The organism is Micromonospora sp. NPDC047793 (assembly GCF_040642635.1).
Taxonomy (GTDB): domain Bacteria; phylum Actinomycetota; class Actinomycetes; order Mycobacteriales; family Micromonosporaceae; genus Micromonospora.
On the sequence record NZ_JBEYSG010000003.1, the window covers coordinates 150153 to 174161 of the forward strand.

The 24009-nt window shown below is 72.3% G+C and carries 20 protein-coding genes; 14 read left to right on the forward strand and 6 right to left on the reverse strand.

What is annotated here, in order from left to right:
• Nucleotides 1–617 precede the first annotated feature (617 nt).
• The 5 genes from ABZ738_RS08370 to ABZ738_RS08390 all read left to right on the forward strand — a co-directional run bounded on the left by ABZ738_RS08370 (nucleotide 618) and on the right by ABZ738_RS08390 (nucleotide 6456).
• Nucleotides 618–1232, forward strand: coding sequence for a class I SAM-dependent methyltransferase (locus ABZ738_RS08370; protein ID WP_357211926.1), 615 nt, complete (start codon nucleotides 618–620; stop codon nucleotides 1230–1232).
• A gap of 115 nt (nucleotides 1233–1347) precedes the next feature.
• A complete protein-coding gene (locus tag ABZ738_RS08375; protein ID WP_357211928.1) occupies nucleotides 1348–3609 on the forward strand; it encodes a catalase in 2262 nt (753 codons plus the stop codon).
• A 146-nt stretch (nucleotides 3610–3755) separates the two neighbouring features.
• Complete coding sequence (locus tag ABZ738_RS08380) at nucleotides 3756–4733, forward strand: helix-turn-helix domain-containing protein (protein ID WP_357211929.1); 978 nt, start codon at nucleotides 3756–3758, stop codon at nucleotides 4731–4733.
• Between the two features lie 98 nt (nucleotides 4734–4831).
• Entirely contained in the window at nucleotides 4832–5665 is an 834-nt protein-coding gene (locus ABZ738_RS08385; RefSeq protein ID WP_357211931.1) for an alpha/beta hydrolase, read from the forward strand.
• Complete coding sequence (locus ABZ738_RS08390) at nucleotides 5662–6456, forward strand: alpha/beta fold hydrolase (RefSeq protein WP_357211933.1); 795 nt, start codon at nucleotides 5662–5664, stop codon at nucleotides 6454–6456. Before ABZ738_RS08385 ends, ABZ738_RS08390 begins: the two co-directional genes overlap by 4 nt.
• A 44-nt stretch (nucleotides 6457–6500) precedes the next feature.
• Here ABZ738_RS08390 and ABZ738_RS08395 read toward each other — a convergent pair whose 3' ends face one another.
• From ABZ738_RS08395 to ABZ738_RS08405, 3 genes are all read right to left on the reverse strand, one after another.
• The gene (locus ABZ738_RS08395; protein WP_357211935.1) at nucleotides 6501–7445 is read right to left on the reverse strand and encodes a CPBP family intramembrane glutamic endopeptidase; all 945 of its coding nucleotides are present in this window, start codon (nucleotides 7443–7445) and stop codon (nucleotides 6501–6503) included.
• A 411-nt stretch (nucleotides 7446–7856) separates the two neighbouring features.
• Nucleotides 7857–10475, reverse strand: a complete 2619-nt coding sequence (locus ABZ738_RS08400) for a DUF6493 family protein (protein ID WP_357211937.1) — start codon at nucleotides 10473–10475, stop codon at nucleotides 7857–7859.
• A gap of 32 nt (nucleotides 10476–10507) precedes the next feature.
• The gene (locus ABZ738_RS08405) at nucleotides 10508–11866 is read right to left on the reverse strand and encodes an SWIM zinc finger family protein (protein WP_131057189.1); all 1359 of its coding nucleotides are present in this window, start codon (nucleotides 11864–11866) and stop codon (nucleotides 10508–10510) included.
• 81 nt (nucleotides 11867–11947) lie between these two features.
• On the opposite strand from ABZ738_RS08405, the gene ABZ738_RS08410 reads away from it, so the two are divergent.
• Nucleotides 11948–12418 carry an SRPBCC domain-containing protein gene (locus ABZ738_RS08410; protein ID WP_131057187.1) on the forward strand — a complete coding sequence of 157 codons (471 nt, stop codon included), beginning with the start codon at nucleotides 11948–11950 and terminating at the stop codon, nucleotides 12416–12418.
• Between the two features lie 18 nt (nucleotides 12419–12436).
• Here ABZ738_RS08410 and ABZ738_RS08415 read toward each other — a convergent pair whose 3' ends face one another.
• The 3 genes from ABZ738_RS08415 to ABZ738_RS08425 form a co-directional block, all read right to left on the reverse strand.
• Nucleotides 12437–13708, reverse strand: a complete 1272-nt coding sequence (locus tag ABZ738_RS08415; RefSeq protein ID WP_357211939.1) for a multidrug effflux MFS transporter — start codon at nucleotides 13706–13708, stop codon at nucleotides 12437–12439.
• Between the two features lie 195 nt (nucleotides 13709–13903).
• Nucleotides 13904–14869 (reverse strand): hypothetical protein, encoded by a 966-nt coding sequence (locus ABZ738_RS08420; RefSeq protein ID WP_357211941.1) that lies wholly within the window; start codon nucleotides 14867–14869, stop codon nucleotides 13904–13906.
• Between the two features lie 40 nt (nucleotides 14870–14909).
• Entirely contained in the window at nucleotides 14910–16502 is a 1593-nt protein-coding gene (locus ABZ738_RS08425) for a GMC family oxidoreductase N-terminal domain-containing protein (RefSeq protein WP_357211942.1), read from the reverse strand.
• 215 nt (nucleotides 16503–16717) lie between these two features.
• Between ABZ738_RS08425 and ABZ738_RS08430 the strand changes: the two genes are divergently transcribed.
• From ABZ738_RS08430 to ABZ738_RS08465, 8 genes are all read left to right on the forward strand, one after another.
• The gene (locus ABZ738_RS08430; protein WP_236145785.1) at nucleotides 16718–17356 is read left to right on the forward strand and encodes a hypothetical protein; all 639 of its coding nucleotides are present in this window, start codon (nucleotides 16718–16720) and stop codon (nucleotides 17354–17356) included.
• Nucleotides 17357–17414: 58 nt separating this feature from the next.
• Nucleotides 17415–17930: a sigma-70 family RNA polymerase sigma factor gene (locus ABZ738_RS08435; protein WP_131053772.1), complete on the forward strand. Its 516-nt coding sequence runs from the start codon at nucleotides 17415–17417 to the stop codon at nucleotides 17928–17930.
• Nucleotides 17920–18771 (forward strand): hypothetical protein, encoded by an 852-nt coding sequence (locus tag ABZ738_RS08440; protein WP_357211945.1) that lies wholly within the window; start codon nucleotides 17920–17922, stop codon nucleotides 18769–18771. Before ABZ738_RS08435 ends, ABZ738_RS08440 begins: the two co-directional genes overlap by 11 nt.
• A gap of 219 nt (nucleotides 18772–18990) precedes the next feature.
• Nucleotides 18991–19752 carry a DeoR/GlpR family DNA-binding transcription regulator gene (locus ABZ738_RS08445; protein ID WP_131053770.1) on the forward strand — a complete coding sequence of 254 codons (762 nt, stop codon included), beginning with the start codon at nucleotides 18991–18993 and terminating at the stop codon, nucleotides 19750–19752.
• 58 nt (nucleotides 19753–19810) lie between these two features.
• A complete protein-coding gene (locus ABZ738_RS08450) occupies nucleotides 19811–21172 on the forward strand; it encodes a sugar ABC transporter substrate-binding protein (protein ID WP_131053769.1) in 1362 nt (453 codons plus the stop codon).
• 57 nt (nucleotides 21173–21229) lie between these two features.
• Entirely contained in the window at nucleotides 21230–22162 is a 933-nt protein-coding gene (locus tag ABZ738_RS08455) for a sugar ABC transporter permease (RefSeq protein ID WP_357211947.1), read from the forward strand.
• Nucleotides 22159–23001: a carbohydrate ABC transporter permease gene (locus tag ABZ738_RS08460; protein ID WP_131053767.1), complete on the forward strand. Its 843-nt coding sequence runs from the start codon at nucleotides 22159–22161 to the stop codon at nucleotides 22999–23001. Before ABZ738_RS08455 ends, ABZ738_RS08460 begins: the two co-directional genes overlap by 4 nt.
• Complete coding sequence (locus ABZ738_RS08465) at nucleotides 22998–23990, forward strand: zinc-dependent alcohol dehydrogenase family protein (protein WP_176093934.1); 993 nt, start codon at nucleotides 22998–23000, stop codon at nucleotides 23988–23990. The genes ABZ738_RS08460 and ABZ738_RS08465 overlap by 4 nt, the downstream gene beginning before the upstream one ends.
• Nucleotides 23991–24009 lie beyond the last annotated feature (19 nt).

Genomic DNA, 24009 nt, shown 5'->3' on the forward strand with positions numbered 1-24009 from the left:
CCGCCTCGCCCTGCCACCGCCGCCCCGCCCGGCCCCGCTAGCGCCCGGCCCCGGCCCGGGCCGGTCCCCACCGGCACGCCCCGCGCCCCGCACCCCGACAGCGCGTGCCGCGACATCACTGCTGGTAGTCATGTCGCCCGCCCATCGTCCCCCGTGCGACCCCTTTGCTCTGCTTCAACCCACGCATCGGTAACCCTCCGCAGTGGATTCGGTGCCATGGTCGCTGCGCCGTCGTCGAATTGGTGCAGCTCACGCGCTATTGCGTGGGTTGAAGCAGAGCAAAGGCGGCGAGGTGGACATCCAGTACTGGCGGGAAGCCGTCACACTCAGCGACTGTCACAGGATGTCACCGTCGCCGATGTGCGTGCCCACCGCAGGCGTCGTTCGTCCGCTCCGGCGCGTTGATCAAGACGTTTTGGTCACGACACCTCGGCGCGCAGGGCCAAAACCTCTTGATCAACCGGCCGTCGGTCGGGGGCGGGGGGCGGTTGGGAGGGGGGGGCGGGCGGGAGGGTCGGGGGGCGGTCGGGGGGTGCGGGTGGGTGGCACCATCGGTTTGGGGCGATGCCTGGGCGGCGGCGGCCCGGCGGGGTCGAGCGGGAGAGCGGAGGCTGCACGTGCGACGACGCGACCGGCTCATCGACTACTGGGACGACCGGGCCAGCGGGTACGACCGGCGGACCGCCTCGGCGGAACGTCGGCTGCTCGGGACCAGCCGCCGATGGGTGTGCCGCCGGGCCACCGGGCAGACCCTGGAGGTGGCCGTCGGCACCGGCCTCAACCTGCCGCACTATCCGGCCGACGTGCGACTGAGCGGCGTCGACTGGAGTCCCCGGATGGTCCACGCGGCCGGGCGGCGTGCCGCCGACCTCGGTCGTACCGTCGCGCTGGCCGCCGCCGACGCCACCGCCCTGCCCTTCGCCGACGCGCGGTTCGACACGGTGGTCTGCACCTTCGCGCTCTGCTGCGTCCCCGACGAGCGGGCCGCGCTGACCGAGGCGCTGCGGGTGCTGCGCCCCGGCGGCAGCCTGCTGCTCGCCGACCACATCGTCGCCTCCCACCCGCTGCTGCGCGCCGCGCAGCACGTGGTCGACCTGGTGAGCGTGCCGTTGCAGGGCGAGCACTACACCCGTCGCCCACTGCACACCCTGCGGCGGCTCGACGTCGAGGTGCTCGCCACCGAACGCCTCAGCTACGGCGCCATCGAACGCGTGCACGCGCGCCGGGCCTAGCCGGGAACCGAGGAACGGGCCTCACCAGACTCATACCGTTCGCCCTGTTTTGCCGACTCCGGCCAGGGTATCGCGGTGGCATCCGGTACTTGTGTTCCAGGAGGTACTTGCCGATATGGATGCCCGTAACCCCGCGAAGGTGGTCAAGGACGCGGTGGAGTCCGCCGCGGAGAAGGTCACCGACGCCCTCACGCCGGAAGTGCCCGGCAAACCGGGCAGCGCGCCAGCGACCGTGTCGGAGCCGACCACACCGCAGGATCCGCTGCCCCCCAAACCGGAGCAGGGGAGCCCGCAGACCCGTACGCCGACCGGCGCGCGCACCGGCGCTCCGGCCAGCGCCAACGGTCAGCAGGGTGCCTACCTGACCACCGCGCAGGGGGCACGCCTGCGCGACACGGACCACTCGCTCAAGGCCGGTCCCCGGGGGCCGGTGCTGCTCCAGGACCACCACCTCCGCGAGAAGATCACGCATTTCGACCACGAGCGCATCCCCGAGCGGGTCGTGCACGCCCGGGGCGCCGGAGCGCACGGCGTGTTCACCGCGTACGGTGCGGCCGAGGCCGTCACCCGGGCGGGGTTCCTCCGCAAGGGACGCACGACCGACGTGTTCGTCAGGTTCTCCACCGTCCTCGGGTCACGCGGCTCGGCGGACACGGTGCGCGACACCCGGGGCTTCGCGACGAAGTTCTACACCGACGAGGGCACGTTCGACCTGGTCGCCAACAACATGCCGGTCTTCTTCATCCAGGACGCGATCAAGTTCCCGGACATCATCCACGCCGGCAAGCCGCACCCGGACCGCGAGATCCCGCAGGCGCAGAGCGCGCACGACACGTTCTGGGACTTCGTCTCGCTGCACACCGAGGCGCAGCACCACACCATCTGGAACATGTCCGACCGGGGCATCCCGCGCTCGTACCGGACCATGGAGGGCTTCGGCGTACACACCTTCCGCCTGGTCAACGAGGCGGGGGAGACGGTGCTGGCCAAGTTCCACTGGAAGCCGAAGCTGGGCGTGCACTCCCTGGTGTGGGAGGAGGCCCAGATGCTCGCCGGCATGGACCCGGACTTCCACCGGCGCGACCTGTACGACGCCATCGAGGCGGGTGCCTTCCCGGAGTGGGAACTCGGTCTCCAGGTCTTCCCGGACACCCCGGAGGAGACGTTCGCCGGTATCGACCTGCTCGACCCGACGAAGATCGTGCCGGAGGAACTCGCCCCGGTGCAGCTGGTCGGCAGCCTGACGCTGAACCGTACGCCGACGAACTTCTTCGCCGAGACCGAGCAGGTCGCCTTCCACGTCGGCCACCTGCCGCCCGGCATCGACGTCACCAACGATCCGCTGTTGCAGGGCCGCCTCTTCTCGTACGTCGACACCCAGCTCACCCGCCTGGGCGGGCCGAACTTCGCGCAGATCCCGATCAACCGGCCGCACGCGGCCGTCAACGACATGCTGCGCGACGGCTTCCACCAGCACGCCGTGCACGCCGGGGTGGCGCCGTACCGGCCGAACTCGCTCGACGGCGGTAACCCGTTCCCGGCCGGCGACGCCGAGAACGCCTTCCTGGACGTGCCGGTGCGGGTGGCCGAGGCGCCGAAGATCCGGGCCAACCCGGTCTCCTTCGACGACCACTACAGCCAGGTGCGACTCTTCTGGCTGAGCATGTCGCCGGTGGAGCGGGAGCACATCATCCGGGCCTACACCTTCGAGCTGGGCAAGTGTTACCACCAGGAGATCAAGGAACGGCAGCTCCAGTGCCTGGCCAACATCGACCCGGTGCTCTGCGCCCAGGTCGCCACCGGTCTCGGGCTACCCGCCCCGGAACCGACCGTGCCGCTCGCCGACGTCACGCCCAGCCCCGCCCTGTCCCAGGTGGGTCGGCAGTGGCCGGCCGACGGACGGATGGTGGGCATCGTCGTGGACCCGGAGGTCGACCTGGACACGGTCAGTGACGTCCGGCGGGCGGTCTTCGCCGCCGACATGGTGCCGCTGCTGATCGCCCCGCATGGTGGCCTGATCGGTGACCTGCCGGCGCAGCGCAGCTTCGCCACCGGCCGGTCGGTGGAACTCGACGCGCTGCTGATCGCCAGCGCACCCGCCCCGGCACCGGACGCGCCGCCGGCCCGCGACGCCAAGGCCGGTGCGGCCTCCGCAGGTCCGGTGGACCCCCGGGTGCTGCTGATGGTGGAGGAGTGCTGGCGGCACGCCAAGGCGATCGGCGCCTGGGGCTCCGGTGTCTCCGTGCTGGAGCAGGCGGGCGTCGCCGGTACGCCCGGCGTCGTGACCGGCGACTCCGGCGAGGACGTCTTCACCGGAGTGCACCGGCTGATGGCCGACCACCGGGTCTGGGAACGGTTTCCCGCCTCGGTCGGCTGACCCAGCGACCGGTCCTGCGGGGGCGGTTCGTCGCACGGCGACGGGCCGCCCCCGCATCCGTGCACTGTCGGTCGAGCCCGTGCACTCACAGCCCTCCCCGCCCCGTCGGGCCAGCGTTAGGTTTCGATCCGACGGAGGGAGGGAGCATGCTCGTGCTGGACACCGGGGACCTGCCGGCCGGCGAGCGCGCCGAGGCGTTCCAGGCCACGGTCAGCGCCAACTGCTCGTCGAGCATGGCGTCGTTCGAGGACCCGGCCGCGATCCACGCCCGGATGACCGTCTTCGACTTCGGGCCCGCGAAGGTCTTCAACATCGAGGCGTCCGGCACCACGCTGCGGCGTACCTCCCGGATGTGCCGCGCGGAGACCGAGACCTCGATCGTGCTGGCGGTACCGCTGCGCACCGACAACCACCTGAGCTGGGCGCGCGAGGACCGCCGGTTCGGGCCGCGTGACCTGATGCTCGTCGACCTGTCGCTGCCGTACGTCTACGGCTGGGAGGGCGGCGGCGCCTCGTACGCGCTGCACGTCGACGTGGACCGGCTCGGCGTACCCCGCGACCTGATCCACGAGGCGGCGCGGACGCTGCCGGGCAGCCCGATGTACGACCTGGTGCGGGATCACGTCACCCGGATGACCACGCAGGCCGACCCGCTCGCCGCCTCCGCTGCCGCCGCCGAACTCGGTGCCGCGTCGGTCGAGCTGATGCGGGCGCTGGTGGTCTCCGCCGCCGGCAGCGGTCGCCTGCTGCGCGACACCGTCGAGTCCTCGATGTCCGCGCGGATCCAGGCCTACGTCCGCGCGCACCTGCGCGAGCCCGACCTGACCCCGGCCCGCGTCGCCGCCGCAAACGCCATCTCGCTGCGTGCCCTCTACAAGCTGTACGAGGAGATGGGCCAGAGCCTGGAGCAGTCGATCATCGAGCAACGCCTCCAGGGTGCCCGCGCCGAGCTGACCGCCTCGCACCGGCGGTACACCTCCATCGCGGCGCTGGCCCGCGCGTGGGGCTTCTCCAGCCCGAGCTTCTTCTCGCACCGTTTCCGGGCGGCCTTCGGGCTGACCCCGCGACAACTGGCCGCGACGAGGCCGACCACCCGTACCCCGGAACCGGCCCGCTCGCGCTGAACAGTGTGCCGTCAGGCGCAAGAACCGTGCGTCGACACGAAACCCGGCCCGCGCGATCGGTGCGACATTTCTCCCCCAGGCAGCGAAAGGACGGCAGGATGCCCTTCGTCACGACCGCGGACGGCGCGGAGATCTTCTACAAGGACTGGGGTACGGGACGGCCGGTCGTGCTCAGCCACGGCTGGCCGCTGAACTCCGACAGTTGGGAGGCACAGGCGCTGTTCCTCGCCTCGCACGGCTACCGGATCGTGGCACACGACCGGCGCGGGCACGGGCGCTCCACCCAGACCTGGCACGGCAACGAGATGGACACGTACGCCGACGACCTGGCCACCCTGGTCGACGCGCTCGACCTGCGTGACGTGACGGTCGTCGGGTTCTCCACCGGCGGGGGAGAGGTGACCCGGTACATCGGCCGGCACGGCACCTCCCGGGTGGCGCAGGCGGTGCTGGTCTCCGCCGTACCCCCGCTCATGCTGCGCACCGACGACAACCCGGACGGCGTACCCGGGGAGGTCTTCGACGGTCTGCGGGCCGGGTCGCTGGCGGACCGGTCGCAGCTCTACCGGGATCTCGCCGACGGTCCGTTCTTCGGCAACAACCGGCCGGGAGCGGCGGTCTCCGTCGGCATCCGGGACGCGTTCTGGCGGCAGGGCATGCAGTCCGGACACCGCAACGCGTACGAGTGCATCGCGGCCTTCTCGGCCACCGACTTCCGTGGCGACCTCGCCCGGTTCGACGTGCCGACGCTCGTCGTCCACGGCGACGACGACCAGGTCGTGCCCTTCGGCGTCGGCGGCAAGGCGTCCGCCGCCCTGATCAAGGACGCCAGGCTGATCGTTTACCCGTCGGCGCCGCATGGCATCACCGACACTCACAAGGAGCAGCTCGGCCAGGATTTGCTGGCCTTCCTGAAGGAGTACGACGCATGAGCACGATCGTCCTGGTGCACGGTCTCTGGGTCACCTCGCGCAGCTGGGAACACTGGGTGCCGTACTTCGAGGCGCAGGGGCACACGGTGCTGACGCCGACGTACCCGGGCTTCGAGGTGGAGGTGGAGGCGCTGCGGGCCGACCCGACGCCGATCGCCACGGTGACCGTGCCGGAGACCGTCGCGCACCTGGAGAAGGTCATCGCCGCGCTGCCGGAGAAGCCGATCATCATGGGTCACTCCTTCGGCGGCACCCTGACCCAGCTCCTGCTCGACCGGGGACACGGCGCGGCCGGTGTCGTGATCAACTCCGCGCCGCCCGAGGGTATCCGGGTGAACCCGCCCTCGCAGATCAAGTCTCTCTTCCCGATCCTCAACAACCCGGCCAAGCGCCACCGTGCGGCCGGTTTCACCCCGGAACAGTTCCATTACGCGTTCACGAACACGTTGCCCGAGGAGGAGGCCCGCGCCGCCTACGACCGCTACGCGATCGCCGCGCCGGGAAGCTGGGTCTGGTCGTACGGGCTGCTCGCCAACTTCACCCCCGGCAAGCAGGAGACCTGGGTCGACTTCCGCAACGAGGGGCGGGCCCCGCTGCTGTTCATCGCCGGCGGCAAGGACCACATCATGCCGGCCTCGGTGAACCGCTCCAACGCCCACCACTACAAGGCGTCCGGCATCGTCACCGACTTCCACGAGTTCCCCGAGCGTTCCCACTGGACGTGCGCGGAGCCCGGCTGGGAGCAGGTCGCCGACTACGCCCTCGACTGGGCCCAGCGCCACGCCGTCTGAGCCGGTGGGCTCCCGTCGGTACGCCGCCGGGAGCCCACCTCGGGTTACCCGGCGACCAGCATCCCGACGTCGACGCCCAGCTCCGGCGCGCAGTGCAGCAGGAACGCGGGCCAGACGCTGCGGGTCCGCGCCCAGATCCACCCGAGCGCCAACCCCATCACGATCGCGAAGAGACCACCGGCGACGTTGAACCCCCAGACGCCGTCGAGGTCGACGAGGATGCCGTGCCCGGCGCCGAACACCACGCTGGTGAGCACGATGCCCCAGCCGACCGGCGCACCGAGCACGACCCAGGGCGTACCGAAGGCCCGATCGAGCACCGCGAGCATCGCGGCGCGCCAGATCAGCTCCTCGGTCAGGTTCGGGATCGTGGCGTTGAAGGCCAGTCGCTCGGCGTCCACGGTCGTGGCGGCCGACGGATCCAGCGCGACCGCCAGCGCGCTGAGCCCGACGAAGATCCCGAAGACGACGACGATCGTGAGCAGCGCCGGCCGGGCCGAGCCGGGCGTGATCCTCAGGCGCAGGCCCGCCTCGGCCCGCGCCCAGCGGTGCAACATGCCGAACAGGATGGCCAGCCAGAGCAGGTCGAGCACCTTGCCCTGCCAGTGCCGATCGAGCGCGTCGAACACCGGCAGCGGCGCCATCCGGCCGGAGACGGCGGTGAGCAGCACGAGGTAGGCGACCACGGCGACCGCGATCCAGGTGCCGGGTGTACGCGCGACCTGCCGCGCCGCCGTGGCGCCCCGCCGTGCCGCGGTGATCGCGAAGAGGACCAGCAGCGTCGCGAGCAGCGTGCCGATCAGGGCCAGACCCCAGACCGCCGCCACCCCGACGCTCCGGGTGGCCTCACCCAGTCCGTCGGGAACGATCCACGCGTACGCGACGAAGACCACCACGAGCGGCACCAGCACGGGTACCACCCAGCGGCCCGTCTCCGCAGGTCGCACCAGCCGCTCGACGTCCCCCGCGTCCCTCCCCAAGATCCCCATGCGAGTCGACGCTACCCCGCGCCCGCCACCACGAAGCGGTCCGCGGCTCATCGTGGCAGTGTGGCTGGCCGACACGCCGACGTGCGAACAGCCACACTGCCACGATCAGGGGAATCGTGTCGCGCTCCTGGCGCAGAGGGCGATGTCGTACCCCCGCCACGTGGTGGTGAAGAGCGGGCGACAGCGTGGCCATGAGGATCAGCGTCGGCGGGTGGTAGGGGATCAGCAGCACCAGGGCGACACCGACGACCGCCCCGAGGGTCAGGGCCGACAGGCCGGACACGGCCGCTTCGTGCAGGTCGACCGGCTCGGAGGGCATGTCCGGTCGGCGTTTCCAGAATTGTCGCCAGGTGTCGGCGGGAGACCGCCCGGGTGAGGCCCGGGCGGTCTCCGTCGTCGGTGGCGGTTCGTTCACCGGCTCTGTAGCGCCCGGTGCAGGCGGCGGGCCTCGGTCACCAGGCGGCTGGATCCACTTCGGGCGGCCACCTCGGCGAGGCCGGGCACGTCGAGGCGTACCCCGGTGGTGGTGGCGGTCTCGGTGGCCAGGGTGAGCATGTCGATGGTGCCGCGTGGCGGGGTGGGTGGGGTGAGCAGGGCGGGCAGCGTGGCGGCCAGCAGTCGCCATACGGTCGACGGTGCGCCGGCCTGGGCGGCGTCGCGCAGTGGCTCGACGACCCGCGACAGTTTGACCCGTGCGCCGGTGGCCAGGGCGCCGAGTGCCGAGCCGGTGCCCACCGCGTCGAACTGGTCGGCGGCGGCGAGTGTGAGCAGGGCGTCCAGGGTGGCGACGCGGTCGGGGGCGTGCCGGGCGCCGAGGCCGTACGCCATCGCCAGGTCGAGGGCGATCCCGCCGGGGCCGGTGGTCTCGGCGAGCAGCGGCAGCACCGCCGTGCCGTCGCGTTGGTCGAGGTCGGCGGTGTTCGCGACGAGGGGGAGGACGGCGGCGGCGACGACGCCCCGGTGGCCGGGCAGCAGCGAGGGCCACAGGTTCACCCAGCCGGTGTGCTCCACGCCGATCGAGGATGGGTGCAGGGTGAGCAGCCCGTCGGGGTCGGCGTGGCCGTCGGGTGGGCTCAGCTCGACCAGGAGCCGCTCCGGCGGCATGTACGGGTGGTCGAAGTTGTACTGGCCCGTGCGCTTGCGCCGCAGGGTGCTCTGCCGCATCACCGGCTGCGGCAGTCCGCCGTCGCGCAACCAGGCCGCGAGGCGGTCACCGGCCGGGCTGCCCAGCGCCGCCGCCTTGCCGGCGACCGCCTCGTCGGCGTTCGTCGGCAACCGCAGCAGCGCCTGGGTCAGATCCCAGTGCCCGGGCGTACGCGCACCCAGTGCGGCGAGCCGTTCCACCAGGACCATCGGGTCGAGGGTGCCGTTGGCGGAGGTGGGCAGCGCCAGCAGCCCGGTGTGGCCTCGGTCGGTGACGTGTGCGCCGATCTCGACGAGTCGGGCGCGCAGCAGCCGGTGGACCGGGGGCACCCGGGGGTTCGTGCCGACCAGCTCCGGCGTCGACGGTTCGCTGCGGCGGACCGCGGCGAGCAGCGCCTGCCATCGGGACCGGGGCTGGGCGGGCTGCTCTACGCCGGCGCTGGTGAAGACGTCGACCAGCACCTGGCAGAGGCAGAGCGGATCGTGCCGGTGTTCGTTCGCCCACGACCAGTGCCGACGGTTGATCACCGGGTCGAGGGCGGCGCGTACCCGGACGGCGTCGGTGGCGGTGAGCCGGACCAGCCCGTCCAGGATCCGGTCCAGCGACGCGCCGTCGTACTGGGTGCCGAGCAGCGCGGCGACCTCCTCGGCCAGCTCGTCGACGTCGGTGATCGGCTCGGGCGTCGGGGCGGGCGGCGTCGGGGCGGGCAGGTCGTCGCCGCGCGGGCCGGTGACCGCCGCGCCGAGGTCGGGTGACACCGGCGCGACGCCGTGGCGGGCGGCCAGGGTGGTGGCGCGGTCGCGCAGCTCGACGGCGGGATGGTCGGCACCGAGCGCGATCACCTCGGCGATCTCGGTGACCCGGTCGGGATGCTGGCGTGCCAGCTTGTCGAGCCAGGTGAGCTGGGTGCGGACCAGCGCCTTGTCGGGCCGGGTGAGCACCTGGCGGGAGGCGTCGAGGATCGACTCCAGTTCCAGGTCGGGCACCTGACGCAGCGCCTTCTGCGCCATGGTGGCCACCGGCGCGGGCGCGTCAGTGAGCAGGCGCAGGTGATCGGTGGCGTGTGCGGCGACCTCGGCGGTGCTCAGCGAGAGCAGACCGAGCAGGGTGGTGAAGGCGCGCAGCGCGGTCGGTCGGTCACCCCGCAGCAGGCGGCCGAGCGCACCGTCGACGAGTGCCGCCCGGTCGACCACTCCCTCGGCGGCGAGTTGGGCCAGCGCGGTCAGCAGGGCGTGTCGTTGCCGCTTCTCCCAGTCCTTCCAGACCACGTCGAACATCATCTGGGTGCCGATGCCGTCCACCTCGAACAGCCGGGGCAGCATGGCCGGCAGGAACGGATCGTCGCGCAGGCGGTCCGCCACCGGGGTCGGGGCACCTCGGCGGCCCCGGTCCGGGAACTGCACGGCGGTCAGCCACTGCTGCACCGAACGGTCGTCGGTGGGCGGTGGTGATCCCTGCGCCTGCAACAACGCGGCGACGAACTGCCACCGGTCGACCCAGGACCGTTCGCTGAACCGCGCGGCCACCCGGTAGGCCAGGTCACCGAGCCAGGTGACACCACGGTCCTCGGCGACGGCGAGGACCAACCTGGCGGCACGGGTGCCGTCCACCGGCACCGAGGCGCGCCCGAGGATCGCGGCGGCCTGGGCAGCGGTCGGCAGGCAACCGACGACGGCGACCGCGAGCGCGGTGCCCGGTCCCGAGGTCCACCAGGTCTCCCTGTCCCGCTTCTTGAACCAGGCGGTCAGCCCCACGCCGATCTCCCGGCGGCGGGGCTCGGGCAGCCCGGCCAGCGCCTCCGCGACCTGCTCGGCGGAACCGTTGCCGACCAGGTCGAACAGGTCGCTGGTGCCGCCTTCCGCCAACTCCCGCCGACGTCGCGGCATGCTCGTGATGATGTCGACCTGCGTAGGACGCCTCACACCCGCTCCTCGACCCGGTTGGTGACCATCATGCGGGCGGCCAGGGCGTGCCGGCACGGCCCCCGTTGCCCCCGATGCTTTGCCCACCAGGGGCAGGTGCAGGTGAGCGCGCCGTCGGCCAGCAGCCGGACCCGGTAGACATGGTCGCCGCTGCGGATGGTGGCCGACGCGCCGTCCGCCTGCACCGCCCCCGTGTCGAGCTGCACCGCCCCGGCGTCGAGCAACGCCCGCGCGCCGACCAGCCGGGGATTGTCACGTTCGGCCCGCTCCGCGTCGTACGGCATGACCCGGTGGAAGTACGCCGCCTCGGAGACGTCGTACCCGACGCGGCCGGCGGTGCCGAGCTGCGCCAGCGCGCCCCGGACCCGGTCGACGTCGATGCCCGCCTCGGCGGCCAGCCGGTCCACGTCGACCGTCGGGTCCCAGGAGAGCAGCGCGGAGACCAGCTCGGCGTCGTCGACCACGTCGTCACCGGCGAGCGCGGTGAGTGCCGCTCCCTCGCCGGAGAAGCCACGGTAGGGCTCGGGGGAGAGGGTCAGCGAGAGCCGCAGCGCCCCGGTGTCCAGCTCCCACACGCTGGGCAGTGGCGCGGAACCGGCCCGCACCGTCGGGCCGTACACCCGGAGGGTCTTCGCGAAGCGCAGCATCGGGTGCAGCGCGACCAACCGGCTCGGCCCGGCCAGGCAGACCGCCCCGGGGACCGGGCGTGAGGTCAGCCGCAGCGAGCGGCCGGCGGGCACCACCCACAGCACCGAGCGGCTGCCGCCCTTCGGCAGTCGTCGCAGGAACGTGGTGGCCTCGGCCGCCGACAGCTCCGCGCGGGGCTCGAAGCGGGCGGCGAGCACCTGCACCTCGGCGAAGCCGCGCAGCCAGCGCTTCGGCAGCGGGACCTTCTTCTCGACCACCTCGCCGTCCATCGTCGAGACGGTCAGGTCCTCGGGGCCGACCGACAGGTGCAGCGGATCCAGCCCGCCGACCCGGGACAGCGCCTCGCGCAGCGGCGTGTTGACGTCCACGTTGGTGGTGCCGTGCTCGACCACGTCACCGTCGAGGCCGTCGGGCAGCGCGTCGAGGCGCGCGTACACGCCGCAGCAGCCGGAGAAGGACTCGAAGCGCAACCGGTCGCGGCTGCCGGTGACCACCGGGTCGAGGCTGGCCACGTCGACCGGCCGGTGGTAGCGGGTGCGGGCGACCTCGGCGACCGCCAGCAGGCCTACCGCCGCCGCCTGCGGTGTGGTCAGGAAGCCACGGAAGAAGCGGGGATTCGGGGTCGGCCCGCCGCTGGTCTGGAGGGCGAGTGCGCCGCCGCCGAGCGCGGAGGGGGCGAGATACCGGTACGTCTGCACTGCGTTCACGCCGTCGCACGCTAGAGCACGCCTGCGACACGGACCGGGTGAGCGCCGGTTTCGTCACCCGTGACCGGTACCGTCCGCCGCATGTACACGACCCAGGTCACCGCGCACGTCGCGGCACCGCGTCCGGCGGTCTACCGGGCCCTGCTCGATCCCGACGCGGTCGCGGTGTGGCGGGCGCCGGAGGGCATGACCGGCCAGGTGCACCACTTCGAGGCACGCGAGGGCGGTGCGTTCCGGGTGTCGTTGACCTACGACGCGCCCGACGCCACCGGCAAGACGACGGCGCACACCGACACCTACCACGGCCACTTCCGCCGGTTGGTGCCGGACGAGGTGGTGGTGGAGGTCCTGGAGTTCGAGACCGACGATCCCGCCCTGCGCGGTGTCATGACGATGACCACCACGCTCACCGACGCCGACGGCGGCACCGACGTGCGCGTGGTGCACGAAGGCGTACCGGACGCCGTCCCCGCCGCCGACAACGAGACCGGCACCCGGATGTCGCTGGCGAACCTCGCCCGCCTCGTCGAGACGGGCGAGGCACACCGGTAACCGGCGCGGGTGCTGCGGTCAGTGGACCGCGACGGCCAGCGGTTTCGCGTCGGGCTCCGGGGCGTCGAGCTGCCTCGGCCGCACCACGAGGTGCAGCACGACCAGCGCCGAGGCCATGCCACCGGCCACCACCAGCGACATCGCCACCGCACCGTTGCCGAGCACCCCGACCATCGGCGCGGCCACCGCGCCGACGCCGAACTGCACCGAGCCGAGCAGCGCGGAGGCGGTGCCGGCGGCCTCGCCGTGCCGGGTCAGCGCCACGGCCGGGGCGTTCGGCAGCGCCAGGCCGGCGGCCGCGAGCACCGCCCAGAGCGCCGCGAGCAGCGCCGGCAGGCCACCGAGCCCGGTCGTGGCCAGACCGAGCAGCACCAGACCGGCGACCGTACCCGCCAGCAGGGCGCCGGCCAGGATCCGCTGCGGCGGATAGCGCCGCAGCAGACGTACGTTGGCCTGGGTGGCCGCGATCAGGCCGATCGAGCCCGCGCCGAAGGCGAACCCGAACTGCTGCTCGTCGAGGCCGTACTGCTCCTGGAGGACGAAGGAGGAGCCGCTGACGTAGGCGAAGATCGACGACATCGCCAGCCCGGCCACGAGCACCAGCCCGACGAAGGGCCGGTCGTGCAGCAGCGAGCGGTAGAGGCGGGCGGTGGACACCACCCCGCCGCGCTGGCGGCGGGCCGGCGGCAACGTCTCCCGCAGGCCGAAGACGGCGACCAGCATCAGCAGGACGCCGAAGACGGCCAGCGCGGCGAAGACACCCTGCCACCGCGTCCAGCGCAGCAGTTCGCTGCCGAGCGTGGGCGCGAGCACCGGAGCGGCTCCCATCACCAGCAGCAGGCGGGACAGCACCTGCGCGAAGGCCCTTCCGCTGAACAGGTCACGGACCACGGCCATGGCGATCACGGCGGCGGCTGCGGCGCCCAGGCCCTGGAGGACCCGTAGCGCGCCGAGCACGGCGACGTTCGGGGCGAGCGCGCACAGCACCGAGGCGACGATGTGCAGCGCGGTGCCGGCGATCAGCGGCGTGCGCCGACCGACGGCGTCGGAGAGCGGGCCGATCAGCAACTGGCCCAGGGCGAGCCCGACCAGTGTGCCGGTGAGGGTCAACTGGACCGCCGCCGAGCTGGTGCCGAGGTCCTCGGCGATGGCCGGCAGCGCCGGAAGATACATGTCGATGGTCAGCGGCCCCACCGCGATCAGGGAGCCGAGGACGAGGATGAGCCGTACGCGTTGCCGGGGGCTCATCAGGTCGCCCGGCATCAGCGCGCCCGGCGGCGGGGCGCTCATCGGAGGATCTCCGGCCGGTCCGGACGCTGAGCAGGCAGTGGTGCGACGGTCATATCTGGCTCCAACCCGCGACCGGCGTGCTGATTCCCGGTCGACGTATTGGTAACGCAGCTCACAGCCGGTCGGGCGTGGGTGACCATCCGGTCGTCGGGTGCGGGCGGGCCGTCGCGCCGACGGCCCGCCCGACCGTCGTCACTACCCGATCAGCGACCGGTGGACCTGCTGCTGCGAACCCTGCACGAAGAGGTGCACGTGACCGCCGTAGACGGTGGTGCCGGGCGCCGAGACCAGGTCGACCGGGCGGGTCGCCGCCGACCATCGCGACCAGGTGGAGGTGTTCAGCGTGTACGCGGCGGTGCGGACCGTGCCGGAGTCGACGTCGCTGACGTACAACCGCAGGTCGCCGCCGTACACCTCGGCGGCCGGGCCGGACGGCGTACCCGCCGAGCCGGGCACTGTGGACCAGGTCGTCCAGGCGTCGGTGGACAGGTCGTACCGGACGGTGCGGAGGGTGTCGACCGAGCTGCGGACGAACACCCAGAGCCAGCCCCCGTAGACCGCGGTGGTCGGCGCGGAGGTCGCGCCCTGGAGGCCCGCCAGCGTAGACCAGCCCGACCAGGTGCCGGTGCTCTGGTCGTACCGGACCGTGCGCAGGACGCCCGGCGTTGCCCGGACGAACAGGTGCAGGTGACCGCCGTACACCGCGACAGCCGGCTCCGACGTGGTCGCGCCCGACCCGGGCACCGTCGACCAGGCGGACCAACTCGCGGTCGTCAGCGAGTAGTGGGCGGTCCGGATGGTGCCCGCCGGCCCCCGGACGAAGACGTGCAGCCCGTCGCCGTAGAGGATCAGGGCCGGGGCGGAGGCCGCCTGGGCCAGGCCCGGCACGGTCTGCCAGCCCGACCAGGCCGCGGTCTGCATGGAGTACCGGTTGTGCACCACGCTGTCGCCGGGGCCTTCGGCGACCAGGTGCACGTCCCCTCCGTAGACGGCGGCTGCCGGCCGGGACAGCGCGGGGGTGGTGCCGGGCACGGTCGTCCACCCCGGGGGTGACGACATCTGTGTCGGGGCGGCGCTGGCCGGTGCGGCGGACAGCACCGTGCCGACGAGGGTGAGGGCGAGCAGGCGGCTGACCAGCCGTGCGCGACGCATCGAGAACATGTACGACTCCAAGATGGACGGTGGCGGAAGCATACCGTCGTCAGGCGGCTCGGATGAGGTCCGCGGCGCGCCACGCCAGTGCCATCACCGGTGCGTTGAGATAACCGCTGACCAGGGTCGGCAGCACCGAGGCGTCCACCACGCGCAGGCTCGCGACGCCCCGTACCCGCAGCTGCGGATCCACCACGAAGTCGTCGCCCGGCCCCATCGCGCAGGTGCCGACCGCGTGGTAGCCGCAGTATCCGAGCGCCAGCCCCGCCTGGATGATCTCGTCGTCCTCGCGGACCGCCGGGCCGGGCAGCGTCTCCATCGAGATCCGCTTGGCGATCGGGCCGGTGGCGAAGAGTTCCCGGGCCCGCCGGAAGGCGTCCACGGCCACCCGCCGGTCGTGCGCCGCGTCGAAGTAGCCGGCGACGATCCGGGGCGGAGCCTCCGGGTCGGCGGAGGTGATGGCGAGGCTGCCCTCGCTCTCCGGCCGGGTCACCGTGACCTGCGCCATCAGCCCCGACTCGGCCTCCAGCTCCAGCGCCCGTCCGGGCCGTCGGGGTGCCGCCGAGAAGGGCGCGACCAGCAACTGCGCGTCCGGATGCCCGGCGGAGGGCGTGGAGCGGAGGTACGCGCCGACGTCGTACACCGGCAGGGCCAGCGGACCCCGGCGGGTCAGCAGGTAGCGCAGCATCTCCCGACCCTGCCCGAGCGGCCCGCGCAGACGCGGGTTGTAGCCGACCCGACCGGTCAGCCGGAACTGGATCGGGGTGGTCCGGTGCTCCCGCATCCCGGCACCGACCCGGGGCCGGTCGAGCAGCACGTCGACCCCGGCCTGGCGCAGCGTGTCGGCCGGGCCGATCCCGGAGACCTGCAACAGGTGCGGGGTGGCGATCGCCCCGGCGGCGAGGACCACCTCCGCCCGGGCCCGGAAGTCGACCGGTTGCCCGCTCCGGTGCGCGTGCACGCCGACGGCGCGACCGTTCTCCACGATCACCCGGCGGACCACCGTGTTCACCGCGACGTGCAGGTTGGGCCGATGCCGGACCGGGTGCAGGAAGGCGTCGGCGGCACTGCTGCGGCGGCCGTCGCGGATGGTGGCCATCAGGTAGCCGATCCGCTCCCCGTCACCGGCGTTCAGGTCGTCCGTGCGGTGCCAGCCGAGTTCCTCCCCGGCCGCGATGGTCTCCTCGCTGACCTCGTCGGTGGCGGTGGCGGTGGAGAGCCGCAACGGGCCACCGGCTCCGCGTACGTCGGAGGCACCGAGCGGGTTGTCCTCCAGCCGCTTGAAGATCGGCAGCATGGTGTCCCAGCCCCAGCCGGGGTTGCCGAGGCGTTCCAACTGGTCGTAGTCGAGCCGGTCGCCCCGGGCGTACACCATGCCGTTGATCGAGCTGGAACCGCCGATCAGGCGTCCCCGCTGCCAGATCTCCTGCCGGCCGGAGCGCACCTCGGCGGGGTAGTGCCAGGCGGTGCGCCGGTCGTCCATCAGCCGGCTGAAGCCCTTGGGGATGCGCACCCACGGGCTACCGTCCCAACCGCCGGCCTCGATCACCAGCACCCGGACACCGGGGTCCTCGGTCAGGCGGTTGGCCAGTACGCAGCCGGCCGAACCCGCGCCGACCACCACATAGTCGTACTCCGTCATGGGGAACCCTCCGGTTCGCGGCCCGGCAGCCGACTTACCGTATTGCCTCGGTCACGCAAAGGGAAGAAGTCGTCGATGCGTACCCGAAATCCGTACGCAGAGTGATCGTGCGTCGTGGTGAAACCACCGCGGCGTGCCAGGCGTCATCAGGCTGTACGGACCGACACCCGGACCGGTCGGACGGGCTCGGGGCGGTAGCCGGAAGGTGGGAGGCCATGATGGTGACGAGTAGGTGGCTCGCCGGTACGGGCCTGGTGGCGCTGGTCGCCGCCGCAGTGGGTGTGTACGGGGTGGCGTCGGCGTCCGAGAGTGCGCCACCGGCGGTCGAGCCGCTGGCGATGGCGGCGCCGTTCGTCGCGGCGACGCCGAAGCCGAAGCCGACGCCGACGCCGACCGTGGAGCCGGTACTCTCCGGCACGCGTCGGGTCACGATCGTCCGGGTCGGCGCGTTCGAGTCCGGGCTGTCGTTGCTCGACGGGGGACGGCTGGCCGAGGTGGACGACGACCGGGGACGGCAGGTGTTCGTGCCGACCCCGCTGGGCGGGCAGGAGTACCTCATCAAGTCGTACTACGGCGGCGGCACCGGGCAGCCGGTCTGCTGGCAGACGCACAACCCGGGCAACGCCCGACCGCTGGTGGTGCGGGGCGCCACCTGCCGGGCCGGTGACCCGCTCCAGCGGTTCGTCATCACCAGGGCGCAGGGTGGCGGTGCCCGCGAGTTCGTGATCAGCAACAGTTGGGCCTACCTGCGGACCACGGCGCGCAACGGGCTGATCCTGGAGGAGTTGGGCGACGCGGCGCCGTTCGACAGCTTCCGGTTCAACGACACCGGGCCCGCGCCACGGCAGGGCTGACGTCCGGCGGGGATGCGGCATGACCAGGAGCGACCGGATCGGCTGGAGACCGTGATCGATGCGCGACGCTGACGAGTTCGACGCCTTCTACTCCGCGTCGGCCCAGCGGGTGCTGGGCCACCTCTACGCCATGATCGGCCGTCGGGCCGAGGCGGAGGACGCGGTGGCGGAGGCGTACGCCCGGGCCTGGGACCGGTGGGCGACCGTCCGCGAGTGCGACAGCCCGGAGGCGTGGGTGCGCAGCGTCGCGTACCGGGTGGCGGTCAGCGCCTGGCGCAAGACGGTCAACCGGCTCACGGCCCACCGACGGCACGCCGCCGAGGAGCGCGTCGAGGGCAGCTCGGTCGACCACGTCGCGATCGTGGCCGCGCTGCGCCGCATCCCCGCAGACCAGCGCCGGGTGGTGGTCCTGCACCATCTGGTGGGCCTCAGCGTGGCGGAGATCGCCACCGAGGCGGGCACCAACGTGAACACCGTCAAGACGCGGCTCGCCCGGGGGCGACGCGCCCTCGCCGCCCACCTGGGCGACGACGAGCACCAGGTGACCAGCGGGGGGAGGGGACATGACCGCTGACCGCGAGCTGGACGACGCCCTGCGCGGGTTGGCCCGGCACGGCGGGCAGGGCCGGGTCCACCCCGCCGCCGAGATCCGGCGCCGGGGGGATACCCGACGCCGTCGACGGCACGTCGCGACCGCCACGGTCGGTGTCCTCCTGGTCGCCGCGCTCGGTGCCGGCACCGCCGCCATCCGCCTCGCCGGGCCGCCGCACACCATCCCGGTCGGGCCGGCGGGACCGACCCCCGTCCCGACCACCGGCCCACCCGGGGCCACGCCGAGTCCCGACGTGGTCGGTCCCCCCACCGGCTCGTCGAGTCCGTCCACCACGTCGTCGCGCCCCGCGCCGAATGGCTCTCGGCCGTCCGTCACGGACCCGTCGAGTCCCGCCTCGGGCACCACCGGTGCGCCGCCGGTGGGCACCGGCGGGGTGCTGTCCGGGCAGCGCCGGGCCACCGTCGTGCGGGTCGACGGGATCGGCGGGGTGTCGCTGCGCGACGAGGGTGGTCTCGGCGAGGTCGACGGGGACGAGGGCGACCAGCTCTTCGTCTTCGTGCCGCAGGGCGGGGACACCTATCTGGTCCGGGTCGCCGGGGCGGGGGACACCTGCTGGGAGTCGCGCTCCTCGGGCAGTGCGCCGTTGCGCGTGGTGGGTGCCGCCTGTGATCCGGGCGAGCCGAGGCAGCGGTTCACGATCGTGCGGGACGGGCAGCGGGGCGGCGCGCCCGCGTACGCGATCAGCAACCTGTCCGCGTTCCTCCAGCACTCGCCGACCCGGGGGCTGATCCTCGAGGAGATCGGCGACGCGACGCTGACCACCTATTTCCGGCTGGTCGACAACGGGCCCGCGTCGAGCTGACGAGGCGACGCCCGACCGGGCGCACCGGGTGCTGATCGGGCAACCCGGGGCGCCAATCGGGCGGTCGTTCTGCGCGGTAAAGGGTCAATGACCGTTATGTGCTGCCCGTTCGGGCTGGCTTGCGGGCAACAAACCCACCAGAATCACCCGCATGTGACCGGAGTCACCTGACCGTCCACGGTGTTACAAAAAGACACACACGCCGACGGGAGGTACACAGTGGACGCGAACCAGCGCCGCCACCACATCCTCGCCGTGGCGCGCCGGCAGGGCGACGTCGACGTCCGCGACCTCGCCGTCGAGCTGAGCGTCGCGCCGGAGACCATCCGTCGTGACCTGAGCCTGCTGGCGCAGCAGGGCCTGGTCCGCCGGACGCACGGCGGTGCCTACCCGATGGAGACCGCCCGCTTCGAGACGACCCTGGAGACCCGGGCCACCCGGATGGTCGTGGAGAAGCGACGGATCGCCACCGCAGCCGTGGAACACCTCGGCGACGCCGAGTCGATCTTCATCGACGAGGGCTACACCCCGCAGCTCATCGCCGAGGCGCTGCCCACCCACCGGCAACTGACCGTGGTGACCGCCTCGCTGCACACCGCGGCGACGCTGGCCGCGTACCCGTCGGTCACGGTGCTGTTGCTCGGCGGCCGGGTGCGCGGACGCACGCTGGCCACCGTCGACCACTGGGCCACCCGGATGCTCGCCGGCTTCGTGATCGACCTCGCCTACGTCGGGGCCAACGGCATCTCCCGCAAGCACGGGCTGACCACACCGGACCCGGCCGTGGCCGCCGTCAAGGCCCAGGTGATGGCGGTGGCCCGGCGGGTCGTCTTCGCCGGGGTGCACACCAAGTTCGGCGGGCACAGCTTCTGCCGGTTCGCCGACGTGGCGGACCTCGACACCGTCGTCACGGACACCGCGCTGCCGGCCTCCGAGGCGCACCGCTACTCGCTGCTCGGTCCGGTGGTGCTGCGCGTCTGAGCGCCCCGGCCGACCGTCCCCTCACCCTCACCCTCACCACCACTTCCGGAGGTTCGCTGTGCCCAGAACACGATCTCCGCGCCGATGGCGCGGCACGCTCGCCGTCGGTCTCGCCGTCGCGCTGGTCTCGACCGCCTGCTCCGGAGCAGGCGGCGGGTCGTCCGGCGACGGCACGGCCATCACCGTGCTGATGGTCGGCAACCCGCAGATGGAGGACCTGGCCAAGGTCACCGCCGAGAACTTCACCAAGGACACCGGGATCACCGTCCGGTTCACGATCCTGCCCGAGAACGAGCTGCGCGACCGGGTCACCCAGGACGTCGCCACCCAGGGCGGCCAGTACGACGTGGCCACCATCGGCGCGTACGAGGCGCCCATCTGGGCGCAGAACGACTGGCTGCACGAACTCAGCTCGTACGCCGACGGGGACACCGGCTACGACAAGGGCGACCTGCTCGAACCGATGGTCGCCTCACTCTCCGGCCAGGACGGCAAGCTCTACGCCGCGCCGTTCTACGGCGAGTCGTCGTTCCTGATGTACAACAAGGAACTCTTCGCGGCCAAGAACATCACCATGCCGGAGCGCCCGACCTGGCAGCAGGTCGCCGGGTTCGCCGCCCAGCTCGACGACAAGGACAAGGGGATCTCCGGCATCTGCCTGCGCGGGCTGCCCGGCTGGGGTGAGCTGTTCGCGCCGCTGACCACCGTGGTGAACACCTTCGGCGGCACCTGGTTCGAGAAGGACTGGACGCCGAAGGTCAACGCGCCGGAGTTCACCGAGGCGACCACGTTCTACGTCGACCTGCTCCGCGCGCACGGTCAACCGGGCGCACCGCAGTCCGGGTTCACCGAGTGCCTGAACACGTTCGGCCAGGGCAAGGCGGCGATGTGGTACGACGCCACCTCCGCCGCCGGCACCCTGGAGGACCCCAACTCCAGCACCGTCGCCGGCAAGGTCGGCTACGTGTACGCGCCGGTCGAGAAGACCGACTCGTCGGGCTGGCTCTGGGCCTGGGCGCTGGCCATGCCGAAGACCACCAAGAACGCCGACGCCGCCTGGAAGTTCATCTCCTGGGCGACCGGCAAGGAGTACGAGCGGCTGATCGGCGGCTCGCTCGGCTGGTCCCGGGTACCGGCCGGCAAGCGCCAGTCCACCTACGAGATCGCCGAGTACCGCGAGTCCGCGAGCGCCTTCGCCGACATCACGCTCAAGTCCATCCAGGAGGCCGACCCGGTCGCCCCGGGTGTGCAGCCCCGGCCCGCGCTGGGGGTGCAGTTCGTCGGCATCCCCGAGTTCGCCGACCTCGGCACCAAGGTCTCCCAGGAGGTGTCGGCGGCGATCGCCGGCCAGAGCACCGTCGAACGGGCGCTCGCCGACGGCCAGCGGTTGGCCGAGGAAGCCGCCAGCAAACACCGGTAGCCGCGTGTCGGGGCCGGTCGACCGGCCGGCCCCGACCCTGCCCTGTGAGGCGGATCGATGACCACGACCACCACCACCGACCCGGACGCGAGCCCGCGTCCCGCCGTACGTCCCACCCGGCCGGACCGTAAACAGCGCTGGGCCCGCCGCGCCCCGCTGCTGCCCGCCCTGGTCTTCGCCATCGTGGTGACCCAGCTGCCGTTCCTGTTCACCCTCTACCTGTCCACCCAGAGCTGGAACGCGTTGCGTCCGGGCAGCCAGGAGTTCATCGGGCTGGCCAACTACGCGACCGTGCTCAGCGACGCCCGACTGCGGGCCGCCCTGGTCAACACCGTGGTGCTGACCGCCTCGTCGGTGATCGTCTCGGTGCTGCTCGGCCTCGGCCTGGCCCTCCTGCTGGACCGGAAGTTCCCCGGCCGGGGCATCGTGCGGACCCTGCTGATCACCCCGTTCCTGGTGATGCCGATGGCGGCGGCACTGCTCTGGAAGCACGCCATCTACAACCCGTCGTACGGCCTGATCAACGGCATCGTCGGCGGCAGCACCGACTGGGTGTCGCAGTACCCGATGGTGGCCGTGGTCGCCTCGCTGGTCTGGCAGTGGACCCCGTTCATGATGCTGATCATCCTGGCCGGGTTGCAGGGCCAGTCCCTGGAGACGCTGGAGGCCGCCCGGGTCGACGGCGCCGGACCGTGGCAGACCTTCACCCGGATCACGCTGCCCTACCTGCGGCCCTACCTGGAACTCGGCGCCCTGCTCGGCGCGATCTACCTGGTGCAGACGTTCGACGCGGTCTTCACCATCACCCAGGGCGGTCCCGGGCGGGCCACCACCAACCTGCCGTACGAGATCTACCTGACCACCTTCCGCAAGTTCGAGTACGGCGAGGCCGCCGCAGCCGGTGTGGTGGTGGTGATCGGCACGATCGTCGTCGCCACCTTCGCGCTGCGGTTGCTCTCCAGTCTGTTCCGGATGGAGGACGCGCGATGAGGCGTACCGCTGCCCCGGTCCGGCGCGGGGCGGGCGTCACCGGCGCGGTCTGGACCGTGCTGGCCTGGCTCGCCGGACTGTTGTTCTTCCTGCCGGTGGCATGGATGGTGCTGACCGGCTTCAAACGCGAGGTGGACGCCGCCAGCAACCCGCCGGCCTGGTTCTTCACCCCGGTGCTCGACGGCTACCGACAGGTCTTCGACCGGGACCTCATGCCGTACCTGCTCAACTCGCTGATGGCCAGCGTGATGTCCACGCTGCTGGTGCTGCTGCTGGCCACCCCGGCCGCGTACGCGCTCTCCATCCGGCCGGTCGCCAAGTGGCGTGACGTGCTGTTCTTCTTCATCAGCACCAAGATGCTGCCGGTGGTCGCCGCGCTGCTGCCGATCTACCTGCTGGTGCAGAACCTCGGCATGCTGGACAACGTCTGGACCCTGGTCGTGCTCTACACGGCGATGAACCTGCCGCTGGCGGTCTGGATGATGCGCTCGTTCATGCTGGAGGTGCCGACCGCCCTGATCGAGGCGGCGGCGATGGACGGCGCGAGCCTGCTGGTCACCATCCGGCGGATCCTGTTGCCGATCGTCGCACCCGGCCTGGCCGCCACCGCGCTGATCTGCTTCATCTTCAGCTGGAACGAGTTCTTCCTCGCGGTCAATCTCACCGCCACCAGGGCCGGCACCTCGCCGATCTTCCTGGTCGGCTTCATCACCTCCGAAGGGCTGTTCCTGGCCCGGCTCTGCGCGGCGGCGACGATCGTGTCGTTGCCGGTGGTGTTGGCCGGCTGGATCGCCCAGAAACAACTCGTCCGAGGACTCTCCATGGGGGCGGTCAAGTGAAGGCAGCAGTCATCGTCACGCCGGGTCAGATCAGCGTCGAGTCCGTACCGGACCCCACGCCCGGCCCCCGGGACGTGGTCGTCGAGGTGGCCGGCAGCGGGATCTGCGGCACCGACCTGCACATCATGGACGGCGAGTTCGCGCCCGCGTACCCGATCGTGCCGGGCCACGAGTTCGCCGGCACGGTGGTCGCGGTCGGCGGCGACGTCACCGAGGTCCGCGTCGGCGACCCGGTCGCCGTGGACCCGTCGCTGCACTGCGGCGAGTGCTACCAGTGCCGGCGGGCCCGGGGCAACCTCTGCGAACGGTGGAACGCCATCGGCGTGACCGTCGCCGGGGGAGCGGCCGAGTACGCCCTCGCTCCGGTCCGCAACTGCGTGGTGCTGCCCGAGGGCGTCGCCCCGGCCGACGCGGCCCTGATCGAACCGCTCTCCTGCGCGGTACGCGGCTTCGACGTGCTGCCCCGGCGGCTCGCCGACCACTACCTGATCTACGGGGCCGGCACGATGGGCCTGATGATGCTCGAACTGGCCAAACGGTGCGGCGCGGCCACGGTCAGCGTGGTCGACCCGAACGCCGACCGCCTCGCCACCGCCGTCGCGCTGGGCTGTTCGGCGAGCGCGGCGAGCGCCGACGACCTGGACCGGCCGCGTGGCTGGGACGTGGTGATCGACTGCACCGGCGTGCAGGCCGCCATCTCCGACGGCCTGGGCCGGGTCGCGCCGGCCGGCACGTTCCTCCAGTTCGGCGTCTCCGAGTACGCCACCCGGGTGCCGGTCGAGCCCTACCGCATCTACAACAAGGAGATCACCGTCACCGGCTCGATGGCCGTGCTGCACAGCTTCGAACGTGCCGCCGAACTCTTCGCCGTCGGGGTCCTGGACCCGGCCGTCTTCATCAGCCACCGGTTCCCGCTGGAGAAGTACGCCGACGCGATGGCGCAGTTCCGGGCCGGCGTCGGTCGCAAGATCCAGATCGCCGCCGCGTGAGGTACGCGGCGGCGTCCGA

What these genes read in the sequence shown, in the direction of transcription:
- ABZ738_RS08375 (WP_357211928.1), top strand. Translation starts at nt 1,348, where the DNA reads ATGGATGCCCGTAACCCCGCGAAGGTGGTCAAGGACGCGGTGGAGTCC.
- ABZ738_RS08380 (WP_357211929.1), top strand. Translation starts at nt 3,756, where the DNA reads ATGCTCGTGCTGGACACCGGGGACCTGCCGGCCGGCGAGCGCGCCGAG.
- ABZ738_RS08385 (WP_357211931.1), top strand. Translation starts at nt 4,832, where the DNA reads ATGCCCTTCGTCACGACCGCGGACGGCGCGGAGATCTTCTACAAGGAC.
- ABZ738_RS08390 (WP_357211933.1), top strand. Translation starts at nt 5,662, where the DNA reads ATGAGCACGATCGTCCTGGTGCACGGTCTCTGGGTCACCTCGCGCAGC.
- ABZ738_RS08395 (WP_357211935.1), bottom strand. Translation starts at nt 7,445, where the DNA reads ATGGGGATCTTGGGGAGGGACGCGGGGGACGTCGAGCGGCTGGTGCGA.
- ABZ738_RS08400 (WP_357211937.1), bottom strand. Translation starts at nt 10,475, where the DNA reads ATGCCGCGACGTCGGCGGGAGTTGGCGGAAGGCGGCACCAGCGACCTG.
- ABZ738_RS08410 (WP_131057187.1), top strand. Translation starts at nt 11,948, where the DNA reads ATGTACACGACCCAGGTCACCGCGCACGTCGCGGCACCGCGTCCGGCG.
- ABZ738_RS08415 (WP_357211939.1), bottom strand. Translation starts at nt 13,708, where the DNA reads ATGAGCGCCCCGCCGCCGGGCGCGCTGATGCCGGGCGACCTGATGAGC.
- ABZ738_RS08420 (WP_357211941.1), bottom strand. Translation starts at nt 14,869, where the DNA reads ATGTTCTCGATGCGTCGCGCACGGCTGGTCAGCCGCCTGCTCGCCCTC.
- ABZ738_RS08425 (WP_357211942.1), bottom strand. Translation starts at nt 16,502, where the DNA reads ATGACGGAGTACGACTATGTGGTGGTCGGCGCGGGTTCGGCCGGCTGC.
- ABZ738_RS08430 (WP_236145785.1), top strand. Translation starts at nt 16,718, where the DNA reads ATGATGGTGACGAGTAGGTGGCTCGCCGGTACGGGCCTGGTGGCGCTG.
- ABZ738_RS08435 (WP_131053772.1), top strand. Translation starts at nt 17,415, where the DNA reads ATGCGCGACGCTGACGAGTTCGACGCCTTCTACTCCGCGTCGGCCCAG.
- ABZ738_RS08440 (WP_357211945.1), top strand. Translation starts at nt 17,920, where the DNA reads ATGACCGCTGACCGCGAGCTGGACGACGCCCTGCGCGGGTTGGCCCGG.
- ABZ738_RS08455 (WP_357211947.1), top strand. Translation starts at nt 21,230, where the DNA reads ATGACCACGACCACCACCACCGACCCGGACGCGAGCCCGCGTCCCGCC.
- ABZ738_RS08460 (WP_131053767.1), top strand. Translation starts at nt 22,159, where the DNA reads ATGAGGCGTACCGCTGCCCCGGTCCGGCGCGGGGCGGGCGTCACCGGC.